We start from the raw sequence: 21476 nt of genomic DNA on the forward strand, positions 1-21476 counted from the left end.
CGTGGGTGTCTGGCTCAAATACCGAGACTGTCAGCGCCGGGTGATCACGCCCGGAACGAACCGGTTCGCGGCGTACGTCGCAGCCCACAGCACGATGCCGATGAGCAGCAGCACGCCGGCCACCCGGTAATCAGCCGCCGCCCGCCCGGAGAACGGGCTCGCGAGGAACGCGCACGCGAGCGCTCCGATGATCGGGATCACGGTCGGCGCCTTGAAGTGCTTGTGCTCGACGGGGTCGCGCCGCAGCACCAGGACGGCCACGTTCACCACGGTGAAGACGCAGAGCAGCAGCAGCGCGGTGGTGCCGCCGAGGGCGGTCAGGTCGGCGAACCAGATCAGTCCGAAAGCGATGACGGTCGTGAAGACAATTCCCACCCATGGGGTACGGCGTTTGCGGTGCACCCGCCCGAGAACAGACGGCAGCACCTTCTCGTTCGCCATGCCGTACAGAAGCCTGCTCGCCATCATCATGTTGATCAGGGCGCTGTTGGCCACCGCGAACATCGTGATGAACGCGAAGATCGAGAGCGGGAACCCGGGCGCCCCGGCCGAAACCACCTTGAGCAGCGGGGTATCGCCCTCACCCAGCTCGGCCGGCGAGACCAGGGCGACCGCCGAGATCGCCACCAGCACGTAGATCAGCCCGGTGATGCAGAGGCCGGTGAGCATGACTTTCGGGAAGATGCGTACGGGATCGCGGGTTTCCTCGGCCATGTTGACCGAGTCCTCGAAGCCGACCATGGCGAAGAAGGCGAGGGCGGTTCCCGCGGTGACCGACAGGGCGATGCTCTCGCCCGGCGGGGTGTTGAACTCGGTGAGCCGGGACAGGTCGCCGTTGCCGCCGCCGAGTGCCCACGCGCCGATCCCGATGACGATCAGCAGGCCGGTGAGTTCGACGCAGGTGAGCACCACGTTCGCCTTCACGCTCTCGCCGACGCCGCGGAAGTTGACCAGCGCGACCAGGACGATGAACCCGAGTGCGATAGCGGTGAGGGCGAACCCGTCCGCGATGGACAGGTCGAACGCTTCGGCGAAGTTACCGGCGAACGCCTTGGACGCGCTGGACGCGGAGGTCAGGCCGGAGCACATCACGGCGAACGTGACCATGAACGTCAGGAAGTGGATGCCGAACGCCTTGTGCGTGTACAGCGCCGCGCCGGCCGCTCGCGGATATTTGGTGACCAGCTCCAGATAGCTGAACGCGGTCAGCAGCGCGACCACGAACGCCACCAGGAACGGCAGCCACACCGCGCCGCCGACCTCGTTGGCGACCTTGCCGGTCAGCGCGTAGACGCCGGTCCCGAGGATGTCGCCGACGACGAAGAGCAGTAACAGGCCCGGCCCGATGACGCGATTGAGTGTGGGATGTTCCTCTTCTGTCTCGGTCACGACAGCCTCCCCAGAAAAGGCGCCTCCACAAAAGAGGACCACTGCGGAACAGTGACGTTACCCGTACCTTGGGTGACGGGAAACCTGGGAGGACATCATGCGAATCGTGCTCGCCGCCAACCCCGAAGTCGATCAGCCATGGGTGACCGATGCGGCCGCCGACCTGGTCAGGCAAACCGGCGCCACGGTCGCCGTGGTGGCCGTCGACGAGCTGGAGATCGAGCATCTCGCGCCACTGCCGCGCAGCGTCTACATCGAGCGCGCGGAGCGGGCGAAGAACGAGGCCGTGCGGCGCCTCGCGGAGGCGGGCATCGATGCCACGGGTACGGTCCTGCCGGGCCGCCCGGTCGATCAGATCATCCGTTTCGGTGAGGAACAGGCCGCCGACCTGATCATCGTCGGGTCCAGTGCCCGCCCCCTGGTGGCTCAGCGGCTGCTCGGAAGCGTGCCGCTGAGCCTGATCCAGAGGGCGGGCCGCCCGGTGCTGGTGGTCACCCACCCGGCCACCGAGTCCTAGGGGTACGAGACCAGGTAGACCGGCTGGCCGATCTTGGTCATGTCCGCGGCCTCGCCGACCCCGTTCACCACGTGGTTGACGACGCCGGCGCTGAGGTTCACGGTCATGATGTGGTTCAGCTTGACGCCGGGCCGGTTCGGCACCTCGAACCCGTTCTCGGTCTCGATCGACGGGTTGTTCTGGTTGAAGACGTAGACGCCACCGCCGTACAGAGTGTGGGTCTTGACCTTGTCTCCGACCTTGTAACCGGCGTAGCCCTTCGTGGATCCGTTCATCCAGTCGGCCTGCGTCGGCGGGTCGTACGGCAGCTCGTTCTGGTACAGCACGGTCGTGCCGCGCTCGCCGTTCCAGACGGTGTTGTACTTCTGGAAGTGCTCGACGAACAGGCCGGTCGCGGTGACGTCGTCGCCGTTGATGACCGCGCCGTACCGTCCGGTGTTGGTCTTCCAGCGGTCGGTGTCGCCGTTCACGCCGTTGGTGAAGCCCTCGACGCCGTGGTCGCCACGCCACACCCAGGTGTGGTCGATGAGGACGTCGTCGCTGTTCACCTCAAGCGCGATGTTGGTCTTGCCAATGTGCGGCCCGCCGACCCGGAAGTAGACGTCCTGCAGGGTGATCGGGTTGGACGCGCTGGTCAGGCTGGGCGCGTTCTTGGCGCCGACCCGCAGCAGCACCGGCGATTCCTTGGTTCCGGCGTCGATGGTCACGCCGGCGACGATCACGCCGGGCACCGAGGCCACGTTCAGCGGCACCGCGCCGTTAACCGCGGTCAGCGTGGCGTGGCCGAGGCCGAGGACGACCGTGTTCGGGCGCCAGACCTCGATCGACCGCGCGATGTCGTACACGCCCGGGGTGATCAGCAGGTGCTTGCCGAGGGCCAGCGCCAGGTTGATCTTCGTGACGGAGTCGCCCGGCTTGGCGATGTAGAAGTCGGACAGCGGGATCGTCCGCCCCGGTCCGCCCCACGAGACGCCACTGGTGTTGCGCTGCGCGGCGGGTACGCGTACCTGATAGCGACCGGAAGCGTCGGTGAACAGGTACGGCTTCTCCCGGCTGACCGGGGTCTTCTCCAGGGTGGTGTACGGCGGGTCCGGGAACGTCGCGTCGTCCGGTGCGCCCTGCACGCCGGAGAAGACCTGGTTCCAGACCGCGTTGGACCAGCCGGCGACCTCGCTGTTGCGGGTCAGCCACTGCTGCTGCGAGCCGTTCGTGGTGGACGGCAGCTTGGAGTCGGCGATGAAGCCGCCACTGGCGAACTGCGGGCCGGCGGTGCAGTAGTCCATCAGCGACAGGCCGCCGCCGGTGAACTGCGTCCGGCGCAGCGAGGTGGCCTGCGAAACCGCCCAGAAGTTGGCCGACGACCGGCAGCCGTCCTGCCCGGCCGCGTTGATGTTGACGGTCAGGTTGGAGACGGTCCGCCAGAAGTTGACCAGCGCGAGGCAGTTGTCAGCGGTCAGGCAGCGGTTGTAGACCTCAACCTTGCCGTTGATCACCACGTCGCCGGGGTTCGCGCCGAGGCCGGTCAGTTCGGTGTAGTAACCGACCTTCACCTGCAGCGGCTGCTCGGCGGTGCCGTAGGTGCCGGGCTTGAACAGGTAGGCGTAACGCTGCGTACCCATCTCATTGTTGACCTGCGCGGCGTAGGTGGCGTCCAGCGTCGCCTGGATCTCACTCACCGGCTGGCTGGGATCGAAGATCGTGACGTTCGGGCCGAGGTTCGGCGTGGCTGAGGACGGCGTGGCGGCGGCTGGGCCGGCCGAGGCGCCGGCGGCCGCGAGCACGAGGCCGAGAGCGACGGCTCCGGCGGTGGTGCGGCTTCGCGTCATGCGGAGGGTTCCCTTCCGTAACAAGATCGCAATGATCCCGGTCACAGAAGCAATCCCCGAACCTCGATGTCAAGGGCATCGATCCGGCATAACGGGGTGCTCTGGGGCGAGACACCCAGGTTCCGGAACTTCAAGCCCCCGAAACCGGTTCCGCAACCGTTCCCGGAGAGCAAATCCCTTGGGTACGCACGAAGCACACGACCGTCAATCTCGCGGTGCGGCGTAGACCACCACGTTGTCGCGATAGCTCCCCTTGGAACGGTCGAAGCTCCCGCCGCACGTGATGAGCCTCAGCTCGGCGCGGTTCACGGGGCCGTAGACCTCATCGGTCGGGAACTTGTGCTTCGGGTAGGTGGCTACCCGGTACACCTCGAGGGTTGCCACGGTGCCGTTCTTTCGGCGTACCGAAATGGTGTCACCGAGAGTGAGCTCCCGGAGCCGGAAGAAGACCGCGGGTCCTTCGCGGGCGCTGTCCACGTGGCCGATGATCACCGCGGCGCCGGGCTCGCCGGGCGTGGGGGAGTGGCGGTACCAGCCGGCCGGGGCGGAGGCCTTGAGCGGGGGGACTTCGAGAGTGCCGTCGGTGTTCAGGCCTACCGCGGTGATCGGGGCGTTGAGCTTGATCGCGGGGATTTCGAGGCGGGTGGGCTCGGAGCGGGCCATGCCGCCGGGTTTCGCCGTGGTGGGAGGAGGGGCGGGCAGAGCGTCGTCCTGCGGGTCGTCTTGTGGTTCTTTTAGCGGTTCTTTTTGCGGGCCGGGTTGTTGGCTTTCGTCCGGCTTAGTTTGCTCTGAGTCCGCTGTCTGCTGAACGTCGACGGCGACGGGTGGCAGGGCTGTCGCTTCGGTGCGCAGGCCCATCGCGGTGCTGGCGGTACCCAGCACCGCGAGAAGGGCGGCGAGCGCTGCGGCGCGGCGGTCTCGGATGCGCGGCATGGGGTCGCGGGGATGGTGGGTTAGACGCGCGGGCGGCGGCGCACTGAGTATGCGGCCGTGCCGAACGCTGCCAGCAGCAAGAACGTGCCCATCACCAGGAACGGGACCCGCCGGTCGGAGGCACCGCTACCGCCACCGGCGTCGACACCGCCCTTGGGAGTCGGCGGAGTGGAGTCATCACCGTCGTCGCTGTCCCCGCTGCCGTCGCCGTTGCCGTCCCCGTTGCCGTTGCCGTCTCCGGTTCCCGCGCTTGGTGAAGGGCTTCCGCCGGTGCCGGTGTCGTCGCTGGGGATGACGCCTCCGCCGCCGGGGCCGGGGCTGACTCCGCCGGGATCGGGGCTGACTCCGCCGGGATCGGGGCTGGCATCGCCGGGGCCGGCGCTGCTGTCGCCCGGGCCCGCGCTGTTGTCTCCCGGGCCGGGGCTGCCGTTGCCCGGGTAGCCGTTCGGTCCCGGGGCGCTGGTGGACGCGCCCGGAGCGGCGGTGTCGTCGCCGTTGTTGTCGCCGTCGTTGTCGCAGGTGGCGAGCAGGACGAAGAGCAGCAGCAACGCCAGAAGCAGCCCGACGCCCACCGCGATGGCCCGATCACGGCGCCCGCGGCGCGCCGGTGCCGCGTGACTTGAGGACACGAGGTGCCTTTCGCGCAGAAACGGCACATCCCGGGTGGGACGGTGGGCGCCACGTTAGTGACCTACCGCCCGAAGCGCGACCCCCTGTCCGTGATCGGTCACTTCCTATCTCGACAGACCGCCCCGCCCGGCTGCTCCGCGCCGAGTTCCGACGATCAAGGCGGGTGTGTTGATTAAGGGTCCGCTGCGCCCCCGAACTCGACACACACGCCGCCCGGTGCCCGCCCGTGTCGACTTCAGGTCGGATACCCACCCGAACTCGACACGCACCGGCGGACGGCCGGGCCTGTCGACTGAGGATCCGCCGGCCGAAAAACCGGGCCCGACCGCCGAGCCGTAGCTCAGACATGTCACCGGGCTCTCATAAGGTGCCTGAACGACGGCCGCGAGGCACGAGCCGTAGCTCAGACATGTCACCGGGCTCTCATAAGGTGCCTGAACGACGGCCGCGAGGCACGAGCCGTAGCTCAGACATGTCACCGGGCTCTCATAAGGTGCCTGAACGACGGCCGCGAGACACGAGCCGTAGCTCAGACATGCCATCGCAGCCCCAGAACATGTCTGAGCTACGGCTCACCCTCGCGGCGCCGGGAACCACCGCGTCGGAACACGCCGCGACCATGACAGGCCCGCACACCCTGTCGGCACAACGGCCATCCGATCAAACGGGCCTCGAAGATCGGACGGCCTCCGGCAGCCGGCCCGACCACGAGCGCGAGCCGCGCGGAGCCGGCTTGTGCTTGTGGCTCCACAAATCGGACGTCCCGCGACCGCGAGCGCGAGCCGCAGCGAGCCGGCTCGTGCTTGTGGCTCCACAAATGGGGCGTTCCACGACCGCGAGCGCGAGCCGCTGGCCCGGCGGTTCCCCCGGCCTGGGCGGGGCTCTCCGGCCTGGCGGTGGCTTGGGCTGGCTGGTGTTGTCAGAGCAGGTGGATCAGGAGCAGGACCAGGCCGATGTGGGTCAGTACGCCGGTGGCGCCCAGGGCGATCGCCAGCGTCGCGGTCGGGCGGGAGGCGGGTAGGCCCCGGACGCCGAGCACGATCGCGAAGACCGAGCACAGCAGCAGCGGGTTGATCAGGAGGCTGATCGCGCCGACTACGACGGCACGGTTCTTCGGTGAGATCGCGTGCTCGCCGGCCGCGGGTGGCGGGCCCTGCGACGTGGCCGGCGTTACGAAGCCGAGCTGCGCGGACACGGCGTCCACCGGCTGCATCGGATAGCCGCTGGGTGGTGCGAAGGCCTGCTGGGCCGCTACCGACGGCGCGGTGATCGACGGAGCCCTGAGTTCACCCTGGCCCCATCCGGTGAGGTCCAGGCCACCGCCGAGCCCGGAAGGCGCAGGACCGCTGCCCGCGCTCTGCGGGCCGATCGTGTGGGCGCCCGGGACCGGCGTGCCACTCGGCGCGGCCGCCGGTATCACCGGTGGGGTGGCGGTCGCGCCCGGCTGGATGTGCGAGGTCCACTCCTGGCCGTCCCACCAGCGGAGGGCGGGCAGGCCGTGCGGATCGGCATACCATCCGGCGGGCGGCGCGGGGCTGGTCATGGGTGGGCGTCCTTTCCGACCGGGCTGTGCTTTCCGATCGGCCCGGCGAGCCCAACTCTGAGTCATAAACGAGAACCAGCGAGCCCAACCCTGAGCCATAACGACAACCGGCCGGCTCGCACCGCCGGGAAACAGCGGTGCGAGCCGGCCGGGATGATCAACCCGTCAGGACTGGGTGATCTTCAGGCTGTCCACCGCGGCCTCCACCAGTGACGCCGTGCCCGCGTCAGAGGCTTCCACCTGGACACGGATCGTCTGTCCCGCGTACCCGGAAAGGCTTGCCGACGCGGCCGCCCAGGCCGCCGCCTTGTTGCTCGCCGCGCCGGTGAGGCTCACCAGCGTGGTGGTCGTCGAGCCGGAGACCACCCGGACCCGCAGATAGTCGGCGCTGGTCGCGTTGTTCAGGTGGGCGAGGTACCACGACCAGGACAGCGTCAGCGTCCCTGACGACGGCAGCGTGATCGACGGCGACAGCAGCGAGCTGACACCACCGTCCAGGTCGTTGGCGCCCGCGCTGGCGCCCGCCGTAGCCCCGGTCACCAGCGCGTAGCTGCCCGATGCCGCCGCGTCCAGCTGCGTCGCCACTCCGGAACTGCTCGTCGCCGCCGGGTTGCCGCGCTCGAACAGCCCTGACGTCGCGGTGTCGGCCGTACCCCGGGTCCACGTCGTGGCCGTCTCCAGGTCGTCGGACCAGACGGTGGTCCCGGTGGGCGGCTGGGTTCCGCCTCCGTCCGCCAAGGCCCAGACCGTGTACGCGATAGCGTCCGAATTCCGGTCGAGTGCGGTGTCGTTGATGTTCGTGATCGTGTCGCACGCCGCGTGGTAACACGGGTCGAAGCGGGTAGCCGTGCCACCCCAGAGCGCCACCTGCGCCGACGTCTTCGTGCCCTCGGCGCCGGTGAAGATGCCACCGGCGGGGATCCCGGCCGCGATGAAGGGGCCGTAGTCACTGCGCCCGTCGAAGTCGGTGCCCCGGGTCGGTACGCCGATCGAGGTGAAGTAAGCGGCGAGCGTCTGCTCGATCTGCGCCGAGCCGGTGGGGCCGGGGCCCGATCCGGTGCCGTCCGAGTTGTCACCGTCGTACAGGAAGTATCCCGGGTTCGGGGATCCGACCATGTCGAAGTTCAGGTACCCGGTGATCGCCGCCTTCTGGGCGGTGGTCAGCGAGTTCACGTACGCGGTCGAGCCCCGCAGACCCAGTTCCTCGGCGCCCCACCAGCCGAAACGCAGGTGCCGGTCGGGCTGGAAGCCGGTGCGTGCCACCTGCAACGCGACTTCGAGGTTGGCCGCCGAGCCGGTCCCGTTGTCGTTGATGCCGGGTCCCGCGGTGACGCTGTCCAGGTGCGCGCCGATCATCAGCGTGTCGCTGGTGTCGCCGCCGGGCCAGTCGGCGATCAGGTTGTACCCGGTGGCGCCGTTGTAGGTGAACGACTGCTGGGTGGTGGTGAAACCGGCCGCGTCGAGCAGGTTCTTCACGTACGTCACCGACGCGAGGTAACCGGGCCGGCCGTGCGCCCGGTTGCCGCCGTTGGCGGTGGCGATGCTCTGCAGCTGGGTGAGGTGTGCCTTCACATTGGTGACCGAGATGTCCGGAGCGGCAGCGGCTTGTACCGGTGACGCGGCGGCGGTGAGGCCGCCGGCGACCAGCAGGGAGACGCCGAGCAGGGGAAGGGCGCGCACGGGATCCTCCGCGACTTGAAGCGACGAAGCACGACTTAAAACATCGACGAGCATCGCAGAGGCCGCAGGCCAGCCCTCCATATCAATAGATACCTATCACCGTTTTCGAATCGCAATCGTAAATTCAAGGTTTCCGAAGCTGCGCATGTCCATGCCTTGATGTTTAGAGTGCGTTGATCGCCCCGGAGTCACGGCGACCACTGTGACTCGAATTTCGGAAGGCATGGGATGCGAAAAATCCTTGCGGCCACCCTGGCCGCATCCGTCGGGCTCCTGATCGGAGCCGGCGTGATCCCGGCCTCGGCTTCTGCTCACCAGGAGCCGGGTTACACCCCTCCGGCGATCAGCTGGGGGAAATGCGCGAGCGCGGGCCTGAACGCCCGTGGCGCGGAGTGCGGTTTCCTGATCGTGCCGCTGGACTACGCGAAGCCCAAGAGCACCAAGATCAAGATTGCCGTCTCGCGGATCAAGCACACGTCCACGGCCGCCGAGTACCAGGGCGTCATGCTCACCAACCCGGGCGGCCCGGGCGGTTCCGGTCTCACCCTGTCGGTGCTGGGTGAGTACGTTCCGAACGACGCCGGCAGCTACTTCGACTGGATCGGCTTCGACCCGCGCGGCGTCGGCTCCAGCGTTCCGGCGCTCACCTGCGACGTGGACTACGCCGGTTACAACCGGCCGTTCTACGTCCCGGTGAACAAGTCCCTCGAGAAGCAGTGGCTGGCCAAGGCCAAGGGCTACGCGAAGGACTGCGACAAAGCGGGCGGCGCGCTGCTCGACCACGTCAAGACCACCGACACGGTCGCCGACATGGAGAGCCTGCGGAAGGCCCTCGGCCAGAAGCAGATCAACTACTACGGCTTCTCGTACGGCACGTACCTCGGCCAGGTCTACGCCACGCTGCACCCGGACAAGGTGCGCAAGTTCGTCTTCGACGGCGTGGTGAACCCGGAGGGCGTCTGGTACCAGGCGAACCTCGACCAGGATGTTCAGTTCGACAAGAACATGGACGTCTACTTCGCGTGGGTCGCCAAGTACGACTCGGTCTACCACCTCGGCAAGACCGCGAAGTCGGTCAAGCAGAAGTACTACTCGACGCTGTACTCGCTGATCAAGAAGCCGGCCGCCGGCAAGATCGGCCCGGACGAGTGGAACGACATCTTCGTCTCGGCCGGTTACTACGTCTTCGGCTGGGAGTCGGTGGCCGAGGCGTTCGCCGCCTGGGTCAACGACAAGGACCCGTCGCTGCTGCTGGAGAACTACCCGGAGCCGGGTGGCGCGGGCTCCGACAACGGCTACGCGATGTACCTGGCCGTTCAGTGCAGCGACGTGAAGTGGCCGACCAACTGGAACAAGTGGCAGCGGGACAACTGGAAGATCCACTCCAAGTACCCGTTCATCACCTGGAACAACGCCTGGTACAACGCGCCCTGCATCAACTGGGGCACGAAGCCGGGCAAGCCGGTCGAGATCAAGGGCAAGAAGTCGCCGGAGATCCTGCTGATCGCCGAGACCAACGACGCCGCCACGCCTTACGACGGCGCTCTTGAGGTCCGCAAGCGCTTCCCGAAGTCGGTGCTCATCGAGGGCGTCGGCGGCACCACCCACTCGGGTTCGCTGAACGGCATCGCCTGCACCGACAACCTGATCGCGGACTACCTGGCCACCGGCGAACTGCCGGACCGGGTCCGCGGCAACCGTTCCGACGCGCAGTGCGACCCGATCCCGCAGCCGGTTCCGGCCGCTGCGGGCGCGGCAGTCGCGAAGCGCTCGGCGGCGCCTGCCGGCCTCCCGGCCGACATCCGCGCCGAGATCGGCGTTCGTCGCTAGAAACGGTGAAAGGGCCCGGGCGCACGCGCCCGGGCCCTTTCTCGTGAGCTACTTGGCAGCTGCTTTCTTGGCCAGCTGGATCTGCTCGTAGACCCTCGTCCGCAGTTCGATGAAGCGAGGATCGGCCCGGGTGTGCAGCTGATCCCGCTCGGCCGGCAGGTCGATGACCAGCTCGTCCTGCACGACCGTCGGTGACGACGACAGCATCACCACGCGCCGGCCCAGATAGACCGCCTCGTCGATGTCGTGCGTGACGAACAGGACGGTCACCTTGAGCCGCTGCCACAACTTGCGGACCAGGTCCTCCAGGTCCGCCCGGGTCTGCGCGTCGACGGCCGCGAACGGCTCGTCCATCAGCAGCGTCTCCGGTTCGTACGCCACCGCCCGCGCGATGGCGACACGCTGCTGCATGCCGCCGGAGAGCTGCCACGGGTATGCCGTCTCGGTGCCGGTCAGCCCCACCGCGTCGAGGGCCTCCTCGACCAGTTCGGCGCGGCGTGGCTTGGACACCTTCTTCTGCTTGAGCGGCAGCTCCACGTTGTCCCGTACGCTCATCCACGGGAAGAGGCTGCGCCCGTACTCCTGAAAGACCACCGCCATGCCGGGCGGAGGCCCGGCGACGGCCTTGCCGTTGACCTTGACGTCTCCGGACGTCGGCTCCAGGAGCCCGGAGATGCAGCGCAGCAGTGTCGTCTTGCCGCAGCCGGACGGGCCGACCAGACAGACGAGGTCGCCGTTGTCCACGGTGAACGTGAGATCGCGGAGTGCCTCCACCTCGCGACTCCCGGACCGGTATACCTTCTTCAGACCTTTGACCTCAAGCATCGTGGCCCTCCTAGCCGGCCCGGCGCTGCGCTTCGCGCAGGCCTTCGTACCATCGCAAGACCCGCTTCTCGGCGAGCCGGAACAACAGCGACAGCGCGAATCCGAGCAGGCCGAGCAGGATGATCCCGCTCCACATCTCGGGGATCGCGAAGCTGCGCTGGAACTGCACGATGGTGAAGCCGAGGCCGTTGCTGGCCGCGAACATCTCGCTGATCACCATCAGGATGATCGCGATGGAGAGCGCCTGGCGCAGCCCCGTCACGATCTGCGGTCCCGCCGACGGCAGGATCACCTTGGTGAGCCGGGCCGTCCCGGTCACGCGGTAGGAACGCGCGGTCTCCAGCACGACGCTGTCCACCGCGCGGACACCCTCGACCGTGTTCAGCAGGATCGGCCAGACACAGCCGAAAACGATCACGATCACCTTCATGCCGTCGCCGATGCCGGCGAACAGCATGATCACGGGTACGAGTACCGGAGGCGGGATGGCCCGGAAGAACTCCAGCACCGGCTCCAATGTGGCCCGCAGCCGCCGGTTCAGGCCGATGGCGAGCCCGAGCCCGACACCGGCGATCGACGCCAGAAGGTATCCGGCGAAGAGCCGCAGCAGACTCGGCACCACCTCGGCCTTGATGGCGGCGAGCGTCCAGGTGTTGCCGAAAGCGGTCAGGATCTCGGACAGCGGGGGAGAGTAGAAGCTCTCGCTGTCAGCGCTCAGCACCCACCAGCCGACGAACAGGACGACCGGCAGGGCCGCCGCGAAGAGAAGACGTCGTGCGACGGTCACACCGCCACCTCTCCACGAACTGACTGGTGCCAAGCGAGCAGGCGGCGCTCGCCGGTACGAGCCAGCAGGTTGATCAGCACGCCGAGCACGCCGGTGACGACGATCAGCGCGTACATGGTCGGGACGGCCTGGGAGGCCTGGGCGATCGCGATGTCCTTGCCCAGCCCCGGCGAGCCGATGACCAGCTCGGCGGTGATCGCCAGGATCAGCGCCACCGACGCGGCGAGCCGCACGCCGGTGAAGACGTACGGCAGGGCGGTCGGCCAGAGCACGTATCGGATGCGGGCCCAGCCGGAGAACCGGTAACTGCGCGCGGTTTCGTACGCGACCGGGTCGACGTCGGCCACCCCGTACAGCACCTGGACGAGGACCTGCCAGAACGCGGCGTAGCAGACGAGCAGCAGGGTGGAGCCGATTTCCGTACCGAAGAGGAGAACGGCCAAGGGGATGAGCGCGACCGAGGGGATCGGGCGCAGGAACTCGATGGTCGAGGCGGTGAGCTCGCGCAGCACCGGCACCGAACCGATCAGGATGCCGGCGAGCACGCCGGCGGCGACCGCGATGAAAAGACCCCAGCCCCACGCGACCAGGGTGTCCTTCAGCGAGATCCAGAACTGTCCGGTGCCGGCCTCGTCGGCCAGCGCGGCGAGGATGGCGCTGGTCGGCGGCAGGTACTGCTCGTCGACCACCCCCAGCCGCGGCAGCAGTTCGATGAGAAGGAGCAACCCGGCCAGGCCGGCCGACCCCAGAAATGCGGGGTGGCCGAGCCAAGCCGGGTTGCCACGACGAACCGATGTCACGGGAGCAGCTTCGCCAGGTCCGGAGTGCCGGAGAAGATGCCGTCCTGCTCGCCGAGCTTGGCCAGGGTCTCGACCGAGGCCTTGTTGATCTCGACGGGCCACTTCGGCAGAACCACCGCGGCGCGACCCTTCTCGTCGATCTTGGTGTAGTCGGCGAGGATGGCGCGGACCGCGTCCGGGTTGGCGTCGGCGTACGTCAGCGACTCGTTGATCGCCTCGGTGAACCGCGTGACCAGGTCGGCGTCCTTGGCGATCAGCTCGGTGGAGGCGAAGTACGCCGCCACGGTCAGGTTCGGCGCCGCGTCCACGAAGGTCGAGGCGATCTCCCGGCCACCGGCCGCCTTGATCGCGGTGAGCTGCGGCTCGACGACCCAGGCGGCGTCGACCTGGCCGCCGTCGAGAGCGGCTGGCATGTTCGGGAACGGCATCTCGACGAACTCGATCTTCGACGGGTCGCCGCCGGCCTTGCGGACCGACTCCCGGGTGACGGTGTCACCGATGTTCTTGAGCGTGTTCACCGAGATCTTCTTGCCGGCCAGCTCGGCGGCGGTCTTGATCGGGCTGTCGCCCTTGACCACCACGGCGCCGAAGTCCTTGCCCTGGACGCCGGTGGAGGCCACGCCCGCGGCGACGGCCTTGATCGGCACGCTCTTGGTCTGCGCGATCATCAGCGAGGTGAAGTTGCTGAAGCCGAACTGGAACTGGCCGCTCACCACACCGGGGACGATGGCCGCACCGCCCTGACCGGCTTCCATGGTCAGCTCGATGTTGCGCTTGCTGAAGAATCCCTGCTTCTGGCCCAGGTAGATGGGTGCCACGTCGATGATCGGGATGACCCCGACCTTCACCTTGTCCACGCCGCCGGTACCGCTGTCGCCACCCGCCGAGTCCGAGTCGCTGGAGGTGCCGCATGCCGTAAGGGTGCCGGCGAGGGCTACCGCCACCATCCCCGCGAGGAGTCGCCGCCGCATATTTACTCCTTAGAAATCTGTGCGCATCACGAACATGAGTTCTCAGAGAGAACGCTATGATGTGCCCCGTGTCACGTCAACGATTGGTTTCGATCAACTGATGCCGCGGGAACCGTACTACGTCCAATCGCTCGAGCGGGGGCTCGCGGTGATCCGTGCATTCGACGCAGAACATCGCGAATTGACCCTCAGTGACGTCGCACGGTCATGCGGTCTGACCCGTGCGGCTGCGCGGCGGTTCTTGCTCACCCTCACCGATCTGGGGTATGTGCGCACCGACGGCCGGCTGTTCTCCCTGGCACCGAGGGTTCTCGAGCTGGGGTACGCGTTCCTCTCCAGCGTGTCGCTGCCCGAAGTGGCCGAGCCGCACCTGGAACGTCTGGTCCAGCAGGTGCACGAGTCGTCGTCTCTGTCGGTGCTCGATGGTGACGATGTGGTGTATGTCGCACGTGTCCCAACAAGCAGGATCATGCGGGTCGCGATCAACGTCGGTACGCGTTTTCCGGCGTACGCCACGTCGATGGGCCGTGTGCTGCTCGCCGCGCTGCCGGCGGGGGAGCTTGAGGCGTACCTTGATCGGGCGAAGCTGGAACCACTGACCGACCGGACCATCGCCTCGCCGAGCGCGCTCCGCGCGGAGATCGCGCGGGTTCGCGCGCAGGGGCACTCCATCGTTGATCAAGAGCTGGAGGAGGGGCTGCGGTCACTCGCGGCGCCGATCCGGGACCGCAACGGGACGGCGGCCGGCGCGATCAACGTGTCGGTGCACGCGGCCCGCGCCACTGTCGAAGACATCCGGGAACGCCTGCTGCCGCCGTTGCTGGCCGCCGCGGCCGCGATCGAGTCGGATCTGCGGATCGGCGCCCGGCCGGCTCGTCCCTGAGGTTCGTGCGGACTTCCGCAGGCCCGAAGGGGACATTGGCCTCAACGTTCGTCATCTTCGGCCGAAATGACATTCCGTGATGGGGTGGCGCGTCTGGCTGGCCTCCGGGACCGGAGCCGCGCTGCTGTATGTCCTCATCCCGGAAAGCTGGGTGTCGTTCGGCCTCGCGGGCGCCGTCGCGCTCGGCTCGATCGCCGTGATGGTGGCCGGTGCCCGGCGCTACCGCCCGGTCACCGAGCCCTTCTGGTACGTCTTCGCGATCGGCGTCAGCTCGTGGGTGCTCGGTGACGTGCTCTATGCCTTCGGGCTGGACTATCCGTCCTGGGCCGACGCCTTCTATCTAGGTGCGTATCCGCTGCTCACCGTGGCGTTGTTCCGGCTCACCCGGCATCGTGGGCCGGTCTGGTCCGGCAACCTGATCGACTCGGCGATCATCGCGGTCGCGGTCGGCATCGTGTACTGGACGTTCGTCATCGAGCCGATCGTCACGGACGGCTCCACACCGATTCTGACCAGGGTGGTCACCGCCGGTTATCCGACCGCGGGCGTGCTGCTCTTCGCGGTGATCACTCCGATCCTGCTGCGGCGGGGGCCGCGTACCGGGAGTCTGTGGCTGCTCACCGCCGGCAGCGCGATGACTCTGGCCGGCAACGTGATCTACATGCTGGCGCCAGGCGGGGCGAGCCGGATCCTGTACGCCGGATATCTGCTCGCCTACGTCCTCTTCGCTGCCGCCGCGGCCCACCCGTCGATGGCGGCGCCGGTCCAGGCCGACGGTGACAGCCTCGGCCGCAGCCGGCTGATCGTGCTCACCACCTCGATGCTGCTGGTACCGGCCGTGCTGCTGATCCAGGGGGACTGGCGTAGCTGGGGTGTCGTCGCGGGCGGCTCGATGGTGCTGTTCGTGCTGGTCGCCACCCGGATGTCCGGTTACATCGCCCGGGTCGACGACCAGGCCCGGCAGCTGCGCGACCTCGCCATGCACGACGACCTGACCGGGTTGCCCAACCACCGTGAGCTGGAGTCCCGGGTCACCGTCGCGCTCAGCCGCGGCCCCTGCCACGTGATCGTCATCGACCTGGCCGGCTTCAAGCACGTCAACGACCGTCTCGGGCGGTCGGTCGGCGACCTGGCCCTGGGCGCGGTCGGTGAGCTGCTGAACTCCTGCTGCGGGCGGGACGGCGACGTCGCGGCGCGGATGGGCGCCGACGAGTTCGCGGTCCTGGTACGCGGCGACGGCGAGACGGCCGCCAACCGGATTCTTGAGGTGCTGCGTCACCCGATTCAAGCGGGGGAGCACGAGCTGCTGCTCACCGCACGGCTCGGCATCGCCGCCGGGGAGATCGGGATGACAGCGGCGGAGCTGGTACGCCGGGCCGACACCGCCCGGTACGCGGCCAAGTCGGCCGGGGCGCCTCTGGTCGCGTACACGATGAAGCTGGACGAACGCGCGGAGGCCGCGGAGCGTCTCGGCGCGGACCTGCGGCACAGTCTCGACGACGGTGACTTCCGGGTCGTCTACCAGCCGATCGTGTCACTCGGCAGCGGCCGGATCGTGGCCGTCGAGGCGCTGGTCCGCTGGGAGCATCCGGTGCGCGGGCCGGTCAGCCCGGTCTGCTTCATCCCGATCGCCGAGGACAACGGCCTGATCGTCGAGCTCGGCGAATGGATCATGCGGACCGCCTGCACCCGGTTCGCCGAGTGGCGCCGGGATCTCGGCGACGCCGCGCCGCAGTACGTCAGTGTGAACGTCTCGGCACGTCAGCTGAGCGAACCCGGGTTTCCGGACGTGGTCGCCGGGATTCTGATGGACACCGGCGTTCGCCCGAGCGCGCTGCTCGTCGAGGTGACCGAGACCGCGATCTTCGGCGGCGGTGTGGCGATCGAGGCGGTGGAGACGCTGCACGCGGCGGGGGTGCGGATCGCCCTCGACGACTTCGGCACCGGGCACTCGTCGCTCGGGTTGTTGCGCGCTGTCCCGGTCGACGTGCTCAAGGTCGACAAGTCGTTCGTCGACGAGATCAGTGAGCCGGGCCGCAAGGCAGTCATCGTGGACGCGCTGATCCATGTGAGCAACGGGCTGGGGTTGCGGGCTGTCGCGGAGGGTGTCGAGACCGCTGAGCAGGCTTGTTATCTGCGCGAGCTCGGCTATCACTACGCGCAGGGCTATTACTTCGGCCGCCCGGTGGACGCACCCGATTTCACCGCCTTCACCCTGGAAACCGCCCCGATCGTGTGAAGAGCGGGGCGGCTCTGCGCCGGGTCAGCTCTGTTTGTCGATGAAGACGTGCGCTGCCACGGTCAGCAGCTGCCATAGCGCGTCGTCGAGACGGTACGCCGGCGGCAGCCCGTAGAACCGGCTCGTCCCGTACTCCCAGTCCAGGTCCCGCACGGCGTCCTCGGCCGCGGCCAGCACCGCGGTGCGGCGTCCCGCGGCCACCTTCGTGCCGGCGGTCAGGATGCCTTTGAGCACGCGGCCGAGCCGGGGCTCGTCACCGAGCTCCTGGTTCGGCTGGCTGCGGTGCGAGCGGGTCTGCCAGCCCAGCACCTGCTCCGAGTCGCCGCCCGCGAAGACCGGCGCGAGCCGCTCGTTCGCCAGCGCCACCGCCGCGCCGGTGAGCAGGTCGAAGTCGCGGCAGAGCAGCAGGTGGTCGCCGGTGAGCCGGGGCAGCGGCCGGGGCAGCACCCCGGCGCCGAACAGGTCAACGGACTTCGCCTCCAGCAGGGCGGCGTTCTTCTCCTCGGCGATCACATGCGGTGAGGGCGGGGCGGCACGGCGTTCCTCGTACGATTGCCGCAGGTCGTTGAAACCGTCGAAGGCGCCGAGCCGCAGCGAGTGGCGGGACGCGAACAGCATGATCTTGTCGGTGGCCGGGCGCTCCTGGGACTCCGGCGACGGGACGATGTTGTTGAGGTCGACGCGCTGCTGGCCGAGGTACCCCCACAGCTCCCGGCTCAGCGGCGCACCCGGCGCACCGGCCGCCGGCAGCGCCGCGAACGCGTAGACCTGCTGCTGCTCGGCGCCGTCGTCCTCCGGTGACTCGTTCATGAGCCGGCGATGCTCCTGCTCGTCGTAGTCGACAAGCCACTCCGCCCCGGTGATCAGCTCCCGGCCGATCTCCTCAGCGCCGTGGCCGGTCCGCTCCAGCAGCTCGAAGATCGACAACTGGCGTAGCGGCGCGAACATCGGCCTGGCACGGTCGGAGAGCGCGTCCACCACCTGGGTCACCGGCGGTACCGGACCCGCGCCGGCGAGCACCAGCGACGGACGGCCGGTCCCGGTGCTGACCCGCCAGGTGAGCGCCTCGGCGACCGGGTCCAGTGAGGACACCGACCGCTCGTAGAGCCACTGCTCGGTGTCGTTGTCGTCCACCTTCGGCAGCATGTGCCGCAGTGGGAACTTCTCCGCGTCACGGCGCTCCTTGCGTACGTCGTCGATCTCCTGGGACAGCACGTTCGTGGCGTCGTTCACTGTGACCCGCCACAGCTCCGCCTCGGCGTGGACCGCGCTCACCTCCTGCGCCATCCGGTCCAGCATCCGCAGCGTCCGGTCGTGGCAGTCGGCCTGCACGTGCGCGAGCAGCAGCGCGTACTCAGCGGAGAGGTAGCTGAGCTGATGCTTGCCGCGCCGGAAGCCCCGGTCCTCGCGGGCCTGCTCCTCGGCGCTGTCGCGGGCCACCTTGGCGAGCGCCGGATCCTGCCGGGGCGCCGCCTCGACCCGTGCGCGGAACAACTCCAGCCGCTGCCCGACGAGATCCAGGAACCGCAGTCCGGTACGCGGCCCGCCGTCCCGCCGCGACATCACCCGCGCCACCGCACCCCGCAGCGCCACCGCCCAGTCCGCGGCGATCTGCCGCTCGTGGTGCTCAGCGACCGGGTGCCACTGCTGCCGGGTCTTCACCGTGATCGGCACGTTGCGCTCGCCCCAGAATGCCTGCACGGTCTCCTGGGTCCGGTCGATCACCACCTGGCCGCGGTGGTCGGTGCGGAACGACGTGATGTCCTCGAACGGCAGCATCAAGTTCGGCGGTTCCGGGAACGCCAGGTTCCCGTCACGGGACTGCAGCCAGCTCACCGTCGGCGACAGCAGCCCGTCACGGGCCGCCTCGCTGTCCAGCTCCTGCAGCACCGCCGGCGGCAGCGCGCCGCCGGCGTCCGGTACGTCGACCGAGCCGAGCAGGAACGGGTTCACATCACCGTCGAGCGACCCGGCCCGGTCCGGCAGATCGCGCAGCACGGTCAGCGCCGCCTGGCTGACCAGGCCCCGGATCACCGGCTCCCAGCCGTACTCGATGATGTAGACGCCGAACGTCGAGTACAGGTCGGTGGCGCCCTGGCGGTACTGCCGCGCGTTGACCCGGTAACTGCTGAACGCCGCGCCGACGGTCGGCAGCAGGTGCGCGTAGACCGCGTCGGCGACAGCGACCGGGGTGACCGTTTCCGGTCCGAAACCCTCCAGGTGGCGTGCCGCCGAGCGGGAGCGGCGGCCGTCCAGGAAGTACGTGTACTGCACCGGCGCGGCGGTCATCTGATGGACGTCCTTCGGCGCCCAGCGAAACTCGGCGGGGTGCTCGCGGCCCACGTTCATGAGCCGGTCCAGTTCGCGCAGCAGCGCGTATCCGTTGGCCTCGCTGCGCTGACGCTGCGGGCCGTCCAGCCGGCGGCGGAACGCCCCGGACAGCACGCAGAACAGGGTGACCGAGAAGTCGCCGCCGTGTGCCTGCCGGATCCGCTGCAACGAGGCCAGCACGTCCAGCAGAATCCCGGCACCGGTGCCGCCGGCCGTCGAGCTGATCACGTAGATGTTCGGGGTGGTGTCCGCGTGCACCCGGGTCAACTGGTCGAGCGCGTCCTCCAGCCGCTTCGTGATCGGGGTCGAGCCCAGCACGTCGGCGAAGAACGACAGCCGGCCGAACGAGCGGATCTGCCCGGCGCCCTCGACAAGGAAGGAGAGTGCCTCGTCATCGCGGATCCGGCGGGCGTCCTCCGGGCTGAACCACGGCACCACGGTCGGGTAGAACGCCTCGGCAACCTCCCGGCCCTGCCGGATCTTGTCGATCATGCCGCCGATCGAGCCGTTGAGGTACAGGTCCTCCACGTTCTCGTCGAGGGTCACGCCGTCGACCCGTGGCCGGTTACGCCGGTCCACGTCCAGGGCGCGCAGCAGGATCGGCCAGTCGTACGGCTTACCGTCCACGCGGGCCGGCGCGGACGGGTCGTGCCGCAGATCCTGCCAGCGCTGCTCGGTCGTCAGCCGGGCCTTCAAATGGGCGGCGGCGGCGCTCCCGGTGCCACCGAGCCCGATAACCAATGCGGGAAGCACGAGAGAACCTCCGAGGGTCAGGGTTGATAGGTGAAGGTGGTGCCGTCGGTCAATGGCTTCGTCTGTCGTGGCAGGCAGATGACCTTGTGCTTCTTGCCGCCGCGCCGGTACTCGATGCGCAGCACCAGCTCCCGGCCCCGGCCGGTGCTTTTGCGCTGCCGGAACGCGCGGACCGTGCCGGTGCCGCGGGGCGCGGTCCCAGTGCCGTGCGGCGCCGGGAAGCGGACTTTGCGCCCGGAGAGCAGCTGCCGGTACGGGCCGGCCCCGCCCGGCTCCGAGATGGTCAGCCGCCCGCCACCCATCGCCCGCCAGCGCCGGTGCGACAGCCAGAACGGCAGAGTGATCACCGCGACCAGCACCAGCCCGGCCAGCACCGCGAGCCAGATCGGGTATCCGTTCGCGGTGGCCCGTACCGGAATGTCGGCGGTGGCCGGTGCCGGGGCGAACTCGAGGCCCAGGTCCTGCACGATCACGTCGCGCCAGGGCGAGCCGGCCGAGGCCTCCAGGTGCAGGGTGCCGGTGCGGACCCGCTCGCCACCGATCCACCGTCCGGCGCTGTCCGGCGGGGAGACACGCAGGCGCAAGGTCTCCTCCTTACCCGGCGCCAGGACGGCCGGCCCGGAGAGCGGCTCGACCGGTACGGGAACGCCGTCGACGCGGGCGGTCAGGGTCACCTCGAGGGGCACGTCCGACGCCTCGTTGCGTACCCGGGCCGTCACCGTCACCGGTTCGCCGGAGACCGTGACCGGTGACTGTTCCGGGGTGAGCGTCACGGCGAGCCGGTCCCGTGACACCCGCGCGGCGGCCTTCTCCACTGCGACCCGGCCGCCCACCCGGCGCAGGTAGTCGCCGACCTGTGCCGGCGGCAGGTCCATCAGCACGGTGTCGTCGAAGACCCGGTCGAGCATCGCCACATCGGTCTGACCGGTCAGCGGCAGGCCGAGGGCGCGGACCGGCCGGCGGCGCTCCACCCCGGTGGCCCTGTCCCGCAGCCGCTCGATCGCCGTGCCGATGTTCCCGGCGTACGTCGACCCGGCCGGCGCGTCCTGCTTGCCGTCGGTGAGCAGCACCACCATCGCCGGATCGGTGTTGTCCGGCAGGTCGACGGTGTCCAGGGCGGACTCGATCGCCGCGCCGATGTCGGTCTTCGCACCCTCGGCCCGGTCCGGCAGCAGGTCCAGCACGCCGGCGCCGGCGTCGCCGATCCTCCCGGAGAACTCCGGGTCGGGCCGGTCCGCGAACGCGACCAGGTGCAGCCGGTCGACCGGGGACAACGCCTCCAGCAGTGGCCGCAGCGCCGCGCGCGCCCGGGCGTAGAGGTCGGGCCCGCCGGGCTGCTGCATCGACGAGGAGACGTCGAGCAGCACCACGTAGTCGGCCGGCAGCTCGTCGATGCGCAGCGACCGCAGCACCTCGGCGAGAGTGGCCTGTGGTGCGGCGGCAATCGCCGGCCCGGCCGGCACCAGCGCGACCGGCACCAGCGCGCCCAGCACCAGCACCGTCAGGCACGCGACCAGCCGTCGCAGGGCCGCCATGATC

General features: G+C 69.0%; 16 protein-coding genes. 4 read left to right on the top strand and 12 right to left on the bottom strand.

What is annotated here, in order from left to right:
• Positions 1-30 precede the first annotated feature (30 nt).
• Positions 31-1389: an APC family permease gene (locus B0I29_RS21080; protein ID WP_111650737.1), complete on the bottom strand. Its 1359-nt coding sequence runs from the start codon at positions 1387-1389 to the stop codon at positions 31-33.
• A gap of 97 nt (positions 1390-1486) precedes the next feature.
• On the opposite strand from B0I29_RS21080, the gene B0I29_RS21085 reads away from it, so the two are divergent.
• The gene (locus B0I29_RS21085; protein ID WP_111650738.1) at positions 1487-1906 is read left to right on the top strand and encodes a universal stress protein; all 420 of its coding nucleotides are present in this window, start codon (positions 1487-1489) and stop codon (positions 1904-1906) included.
• On the opposite strand, the gene B0I29_RS21090 is transcribed toward B0I29_RS21085, so the two are convergent.
• The 5 genes from B0I29_RS21090 to B0I29_RS21110 form a co-directional block, all read right to left on the bottom strand.
• Entirely contained in the window at positions 1903-3732 is a 1830-nt protein-coding gene (locus B0I29_RS21090; protein WP_111650739.1) for an adenylyl cyclase, read from the bottom strand. The genes B0I29_RS21085 and B0I29_RS21090 overlap by 4 nt on opposite strands.
• A gap of 204 nt (positions 3733-3936) precedes the next feature.
• Positions 3937-4665 carry a class F sortase gene (locus B0I29_RS21095; RefSeq protein ID WP_111650740.1) on the bottom strand — a complete coding sequence of 243 codons (729 nt, stop codon included), beginning with the start codon at positions 4663-4665 and terminating at the stop codon, positions 3937-3939.
• Between the two features lie 20 nt (positions 4666-4685).
• On the bottom strand, positions 4686-5294 hold the full coding sequence (locus B0I29_RS21100) for a hypothetical protein (protein WP_146616841.1): 609 nt from the start codon (positions 5292-5294) through the stop codon (positions 4686-4688).
• Between the two features lie 920 nt (positions 5295-6214).
• Entirely contained in the window at positions 6215-6838 is a 624-nt protein-coding gene (locus B0I29_RS21105; protein WP_111650742.1) for a DUF2510 domain-containing protein, read from the bottom strand.
• Positions 6839-7003: 165 nt separating this feature from the next.
• Positions 7004-8572, bottom strand: coding sequence for a M28 family metallopeptidase (locus B0I29_RS21110; protein WP_111650743.1), 1569 nt, complete (start codon positions 8570-8572; stop codon positions 7004-7006).
• Between the two features lie 174 nt (positions 8573-8746).
• Between B0I29_RS21110 and B0I29_RS21115 the strand changes: the two genes are divergently transcribed.
• Positions 8747-10348 carry an alpha/beta hydrolase gene (locus tag B0I29_RS21115; RefSeq protein ID WP_111650744.1) on the top strand — a complete coding sequence of 534 codons (1602 nt, stop codon included), beginning with the start codon at positions 8747-8749 and terminating at the stop codon, positions 10346-10348.
• A 48-nt stretch (positions 10349-10396) separates the two neighbouring features.
• Here B0I29_RS21115 and B0I29_RS21120 read toward each other — a convergent pair whose 3' ends face one another.
• The 4 genes from B0I29_RS21120 to B0I29_RS21135 are packed head-to-tail and all read right to left on the bottom strand — an operon-like array spanning position 10397 to position 13731.
• Positions 10397-11173, bottom strand: a complete 777-nt coding sequence (locus B0I29_RS21120; RefSeq protein ID WP_111650745.1) for an ABC transporter ATP-binding protein — start codon at positions 11171-11173, stop codon at positions 10397-10399.
• A 10-nt stretch (positions 11174-11183) separates the two neighbouring features.
• On the bottom strand, positions 11184-11960 hold the full coding sequence (locus tag B0I29_RS21125) for an ABC transporter permease (RefSeq protein ID WP_111650746.1): 777 nt from the start codon (positions 11958-11960) through the stop codon (positions 11184-11186).
• Positions 11957-12760: an ABC transporter permease gene (locus tag B0I29_RS21130; RefSeq protein WP_181557902.1), complete on the bottom strand. Its 804-nt coding sequence runs from the start codon at positions 12758-12760 to the stop codon at positions 11957-11959. Before B0I29_RS21130 ends, B0I29_RS21125 begins: the two co-directional genes overlap by 4 nt.
• Entirely contained in the window at positions 12757-13731 is a 975-nt protein-coding gene (locus B0I29_RS21135) for an ABC transporter substrate-binding protein (protein ID WP_245972656.1), read from the bottom strand. The genes B0I29_RS21130 and B0I29_RS21135 overlap by 4 nt, the downstream gene beginning before the upstream one ends.
• Before the next feature lie 100 nt (positions 13732-13831).
• Here B0I29_RS21135 and B0I29_RS21140 point away from each other — a divergent pair, with 100 nt between their 5' ends.
• Together B0I29_RS21140 and B0I29_RS21145 are read left to right on the top strand one after the other, a co-directional pair.
• Positions 13832-14614, top strand: a complete 783-nt coding sequence (locus B0I29_RS21140) for an IclR family transcriptional regulator domain-containing protein (RefSeq protein ID WP_245972657.1) — start codon at positions 13832-13834, stop codon at positions 14612-14614.
• 79 nt (positions 14615-14693) lie between these two features.
• A complete protein-coding gene (locus tag B0I29_RS21145) occupies positions 14694-16853 on the top strand; it encodes a putative bifunctional diguanylate cyclase/phosphodiesterase (protein WP_111650747.1) in 2160 nt (719 codons plus the stop codon).
• Between the two features lie 24 nt (positions 16854-16877).
• Here the strand turns inward: B0I29_RS21145 and B0I29_RS21150 are convergent, their stop codons facing one another.
• Positions 16878-19937, bottom strand: coding sequence for a tubulin-like doman-containing protein (locus tag B0I29_RS21150; RefSeq protein WP_181557903.1), 3060 nt, complete (start codon positions 19935-19937; stop codon positions 16878-16880).
• A gap of 17 nt (positions 19938-19954) precedes the next feature.
• The gene (locus B0I29_RS21155) at positions 19955-21472 is read right to left on the bottom strand and encodes a vWA domain-containing protein (protein ID WP_111650749.1); all 1518 of its coding nucleotides are present in this window, start codon (positions 21470-21472) and stop codon (positions 19955-19957) included.
• Positions 21473-21476 lie beyond the last annotated feature (4 nt).

It is taken from the genome of Actinoplanes lutulentus (assembly GCF_003259845.1).
GTDB lineage: Bacteria > Actinomycetota > Actinomycetes > Mycobacteriales > Micromonosporaceae > Actinoplanes > Actinoplanes lutulentus.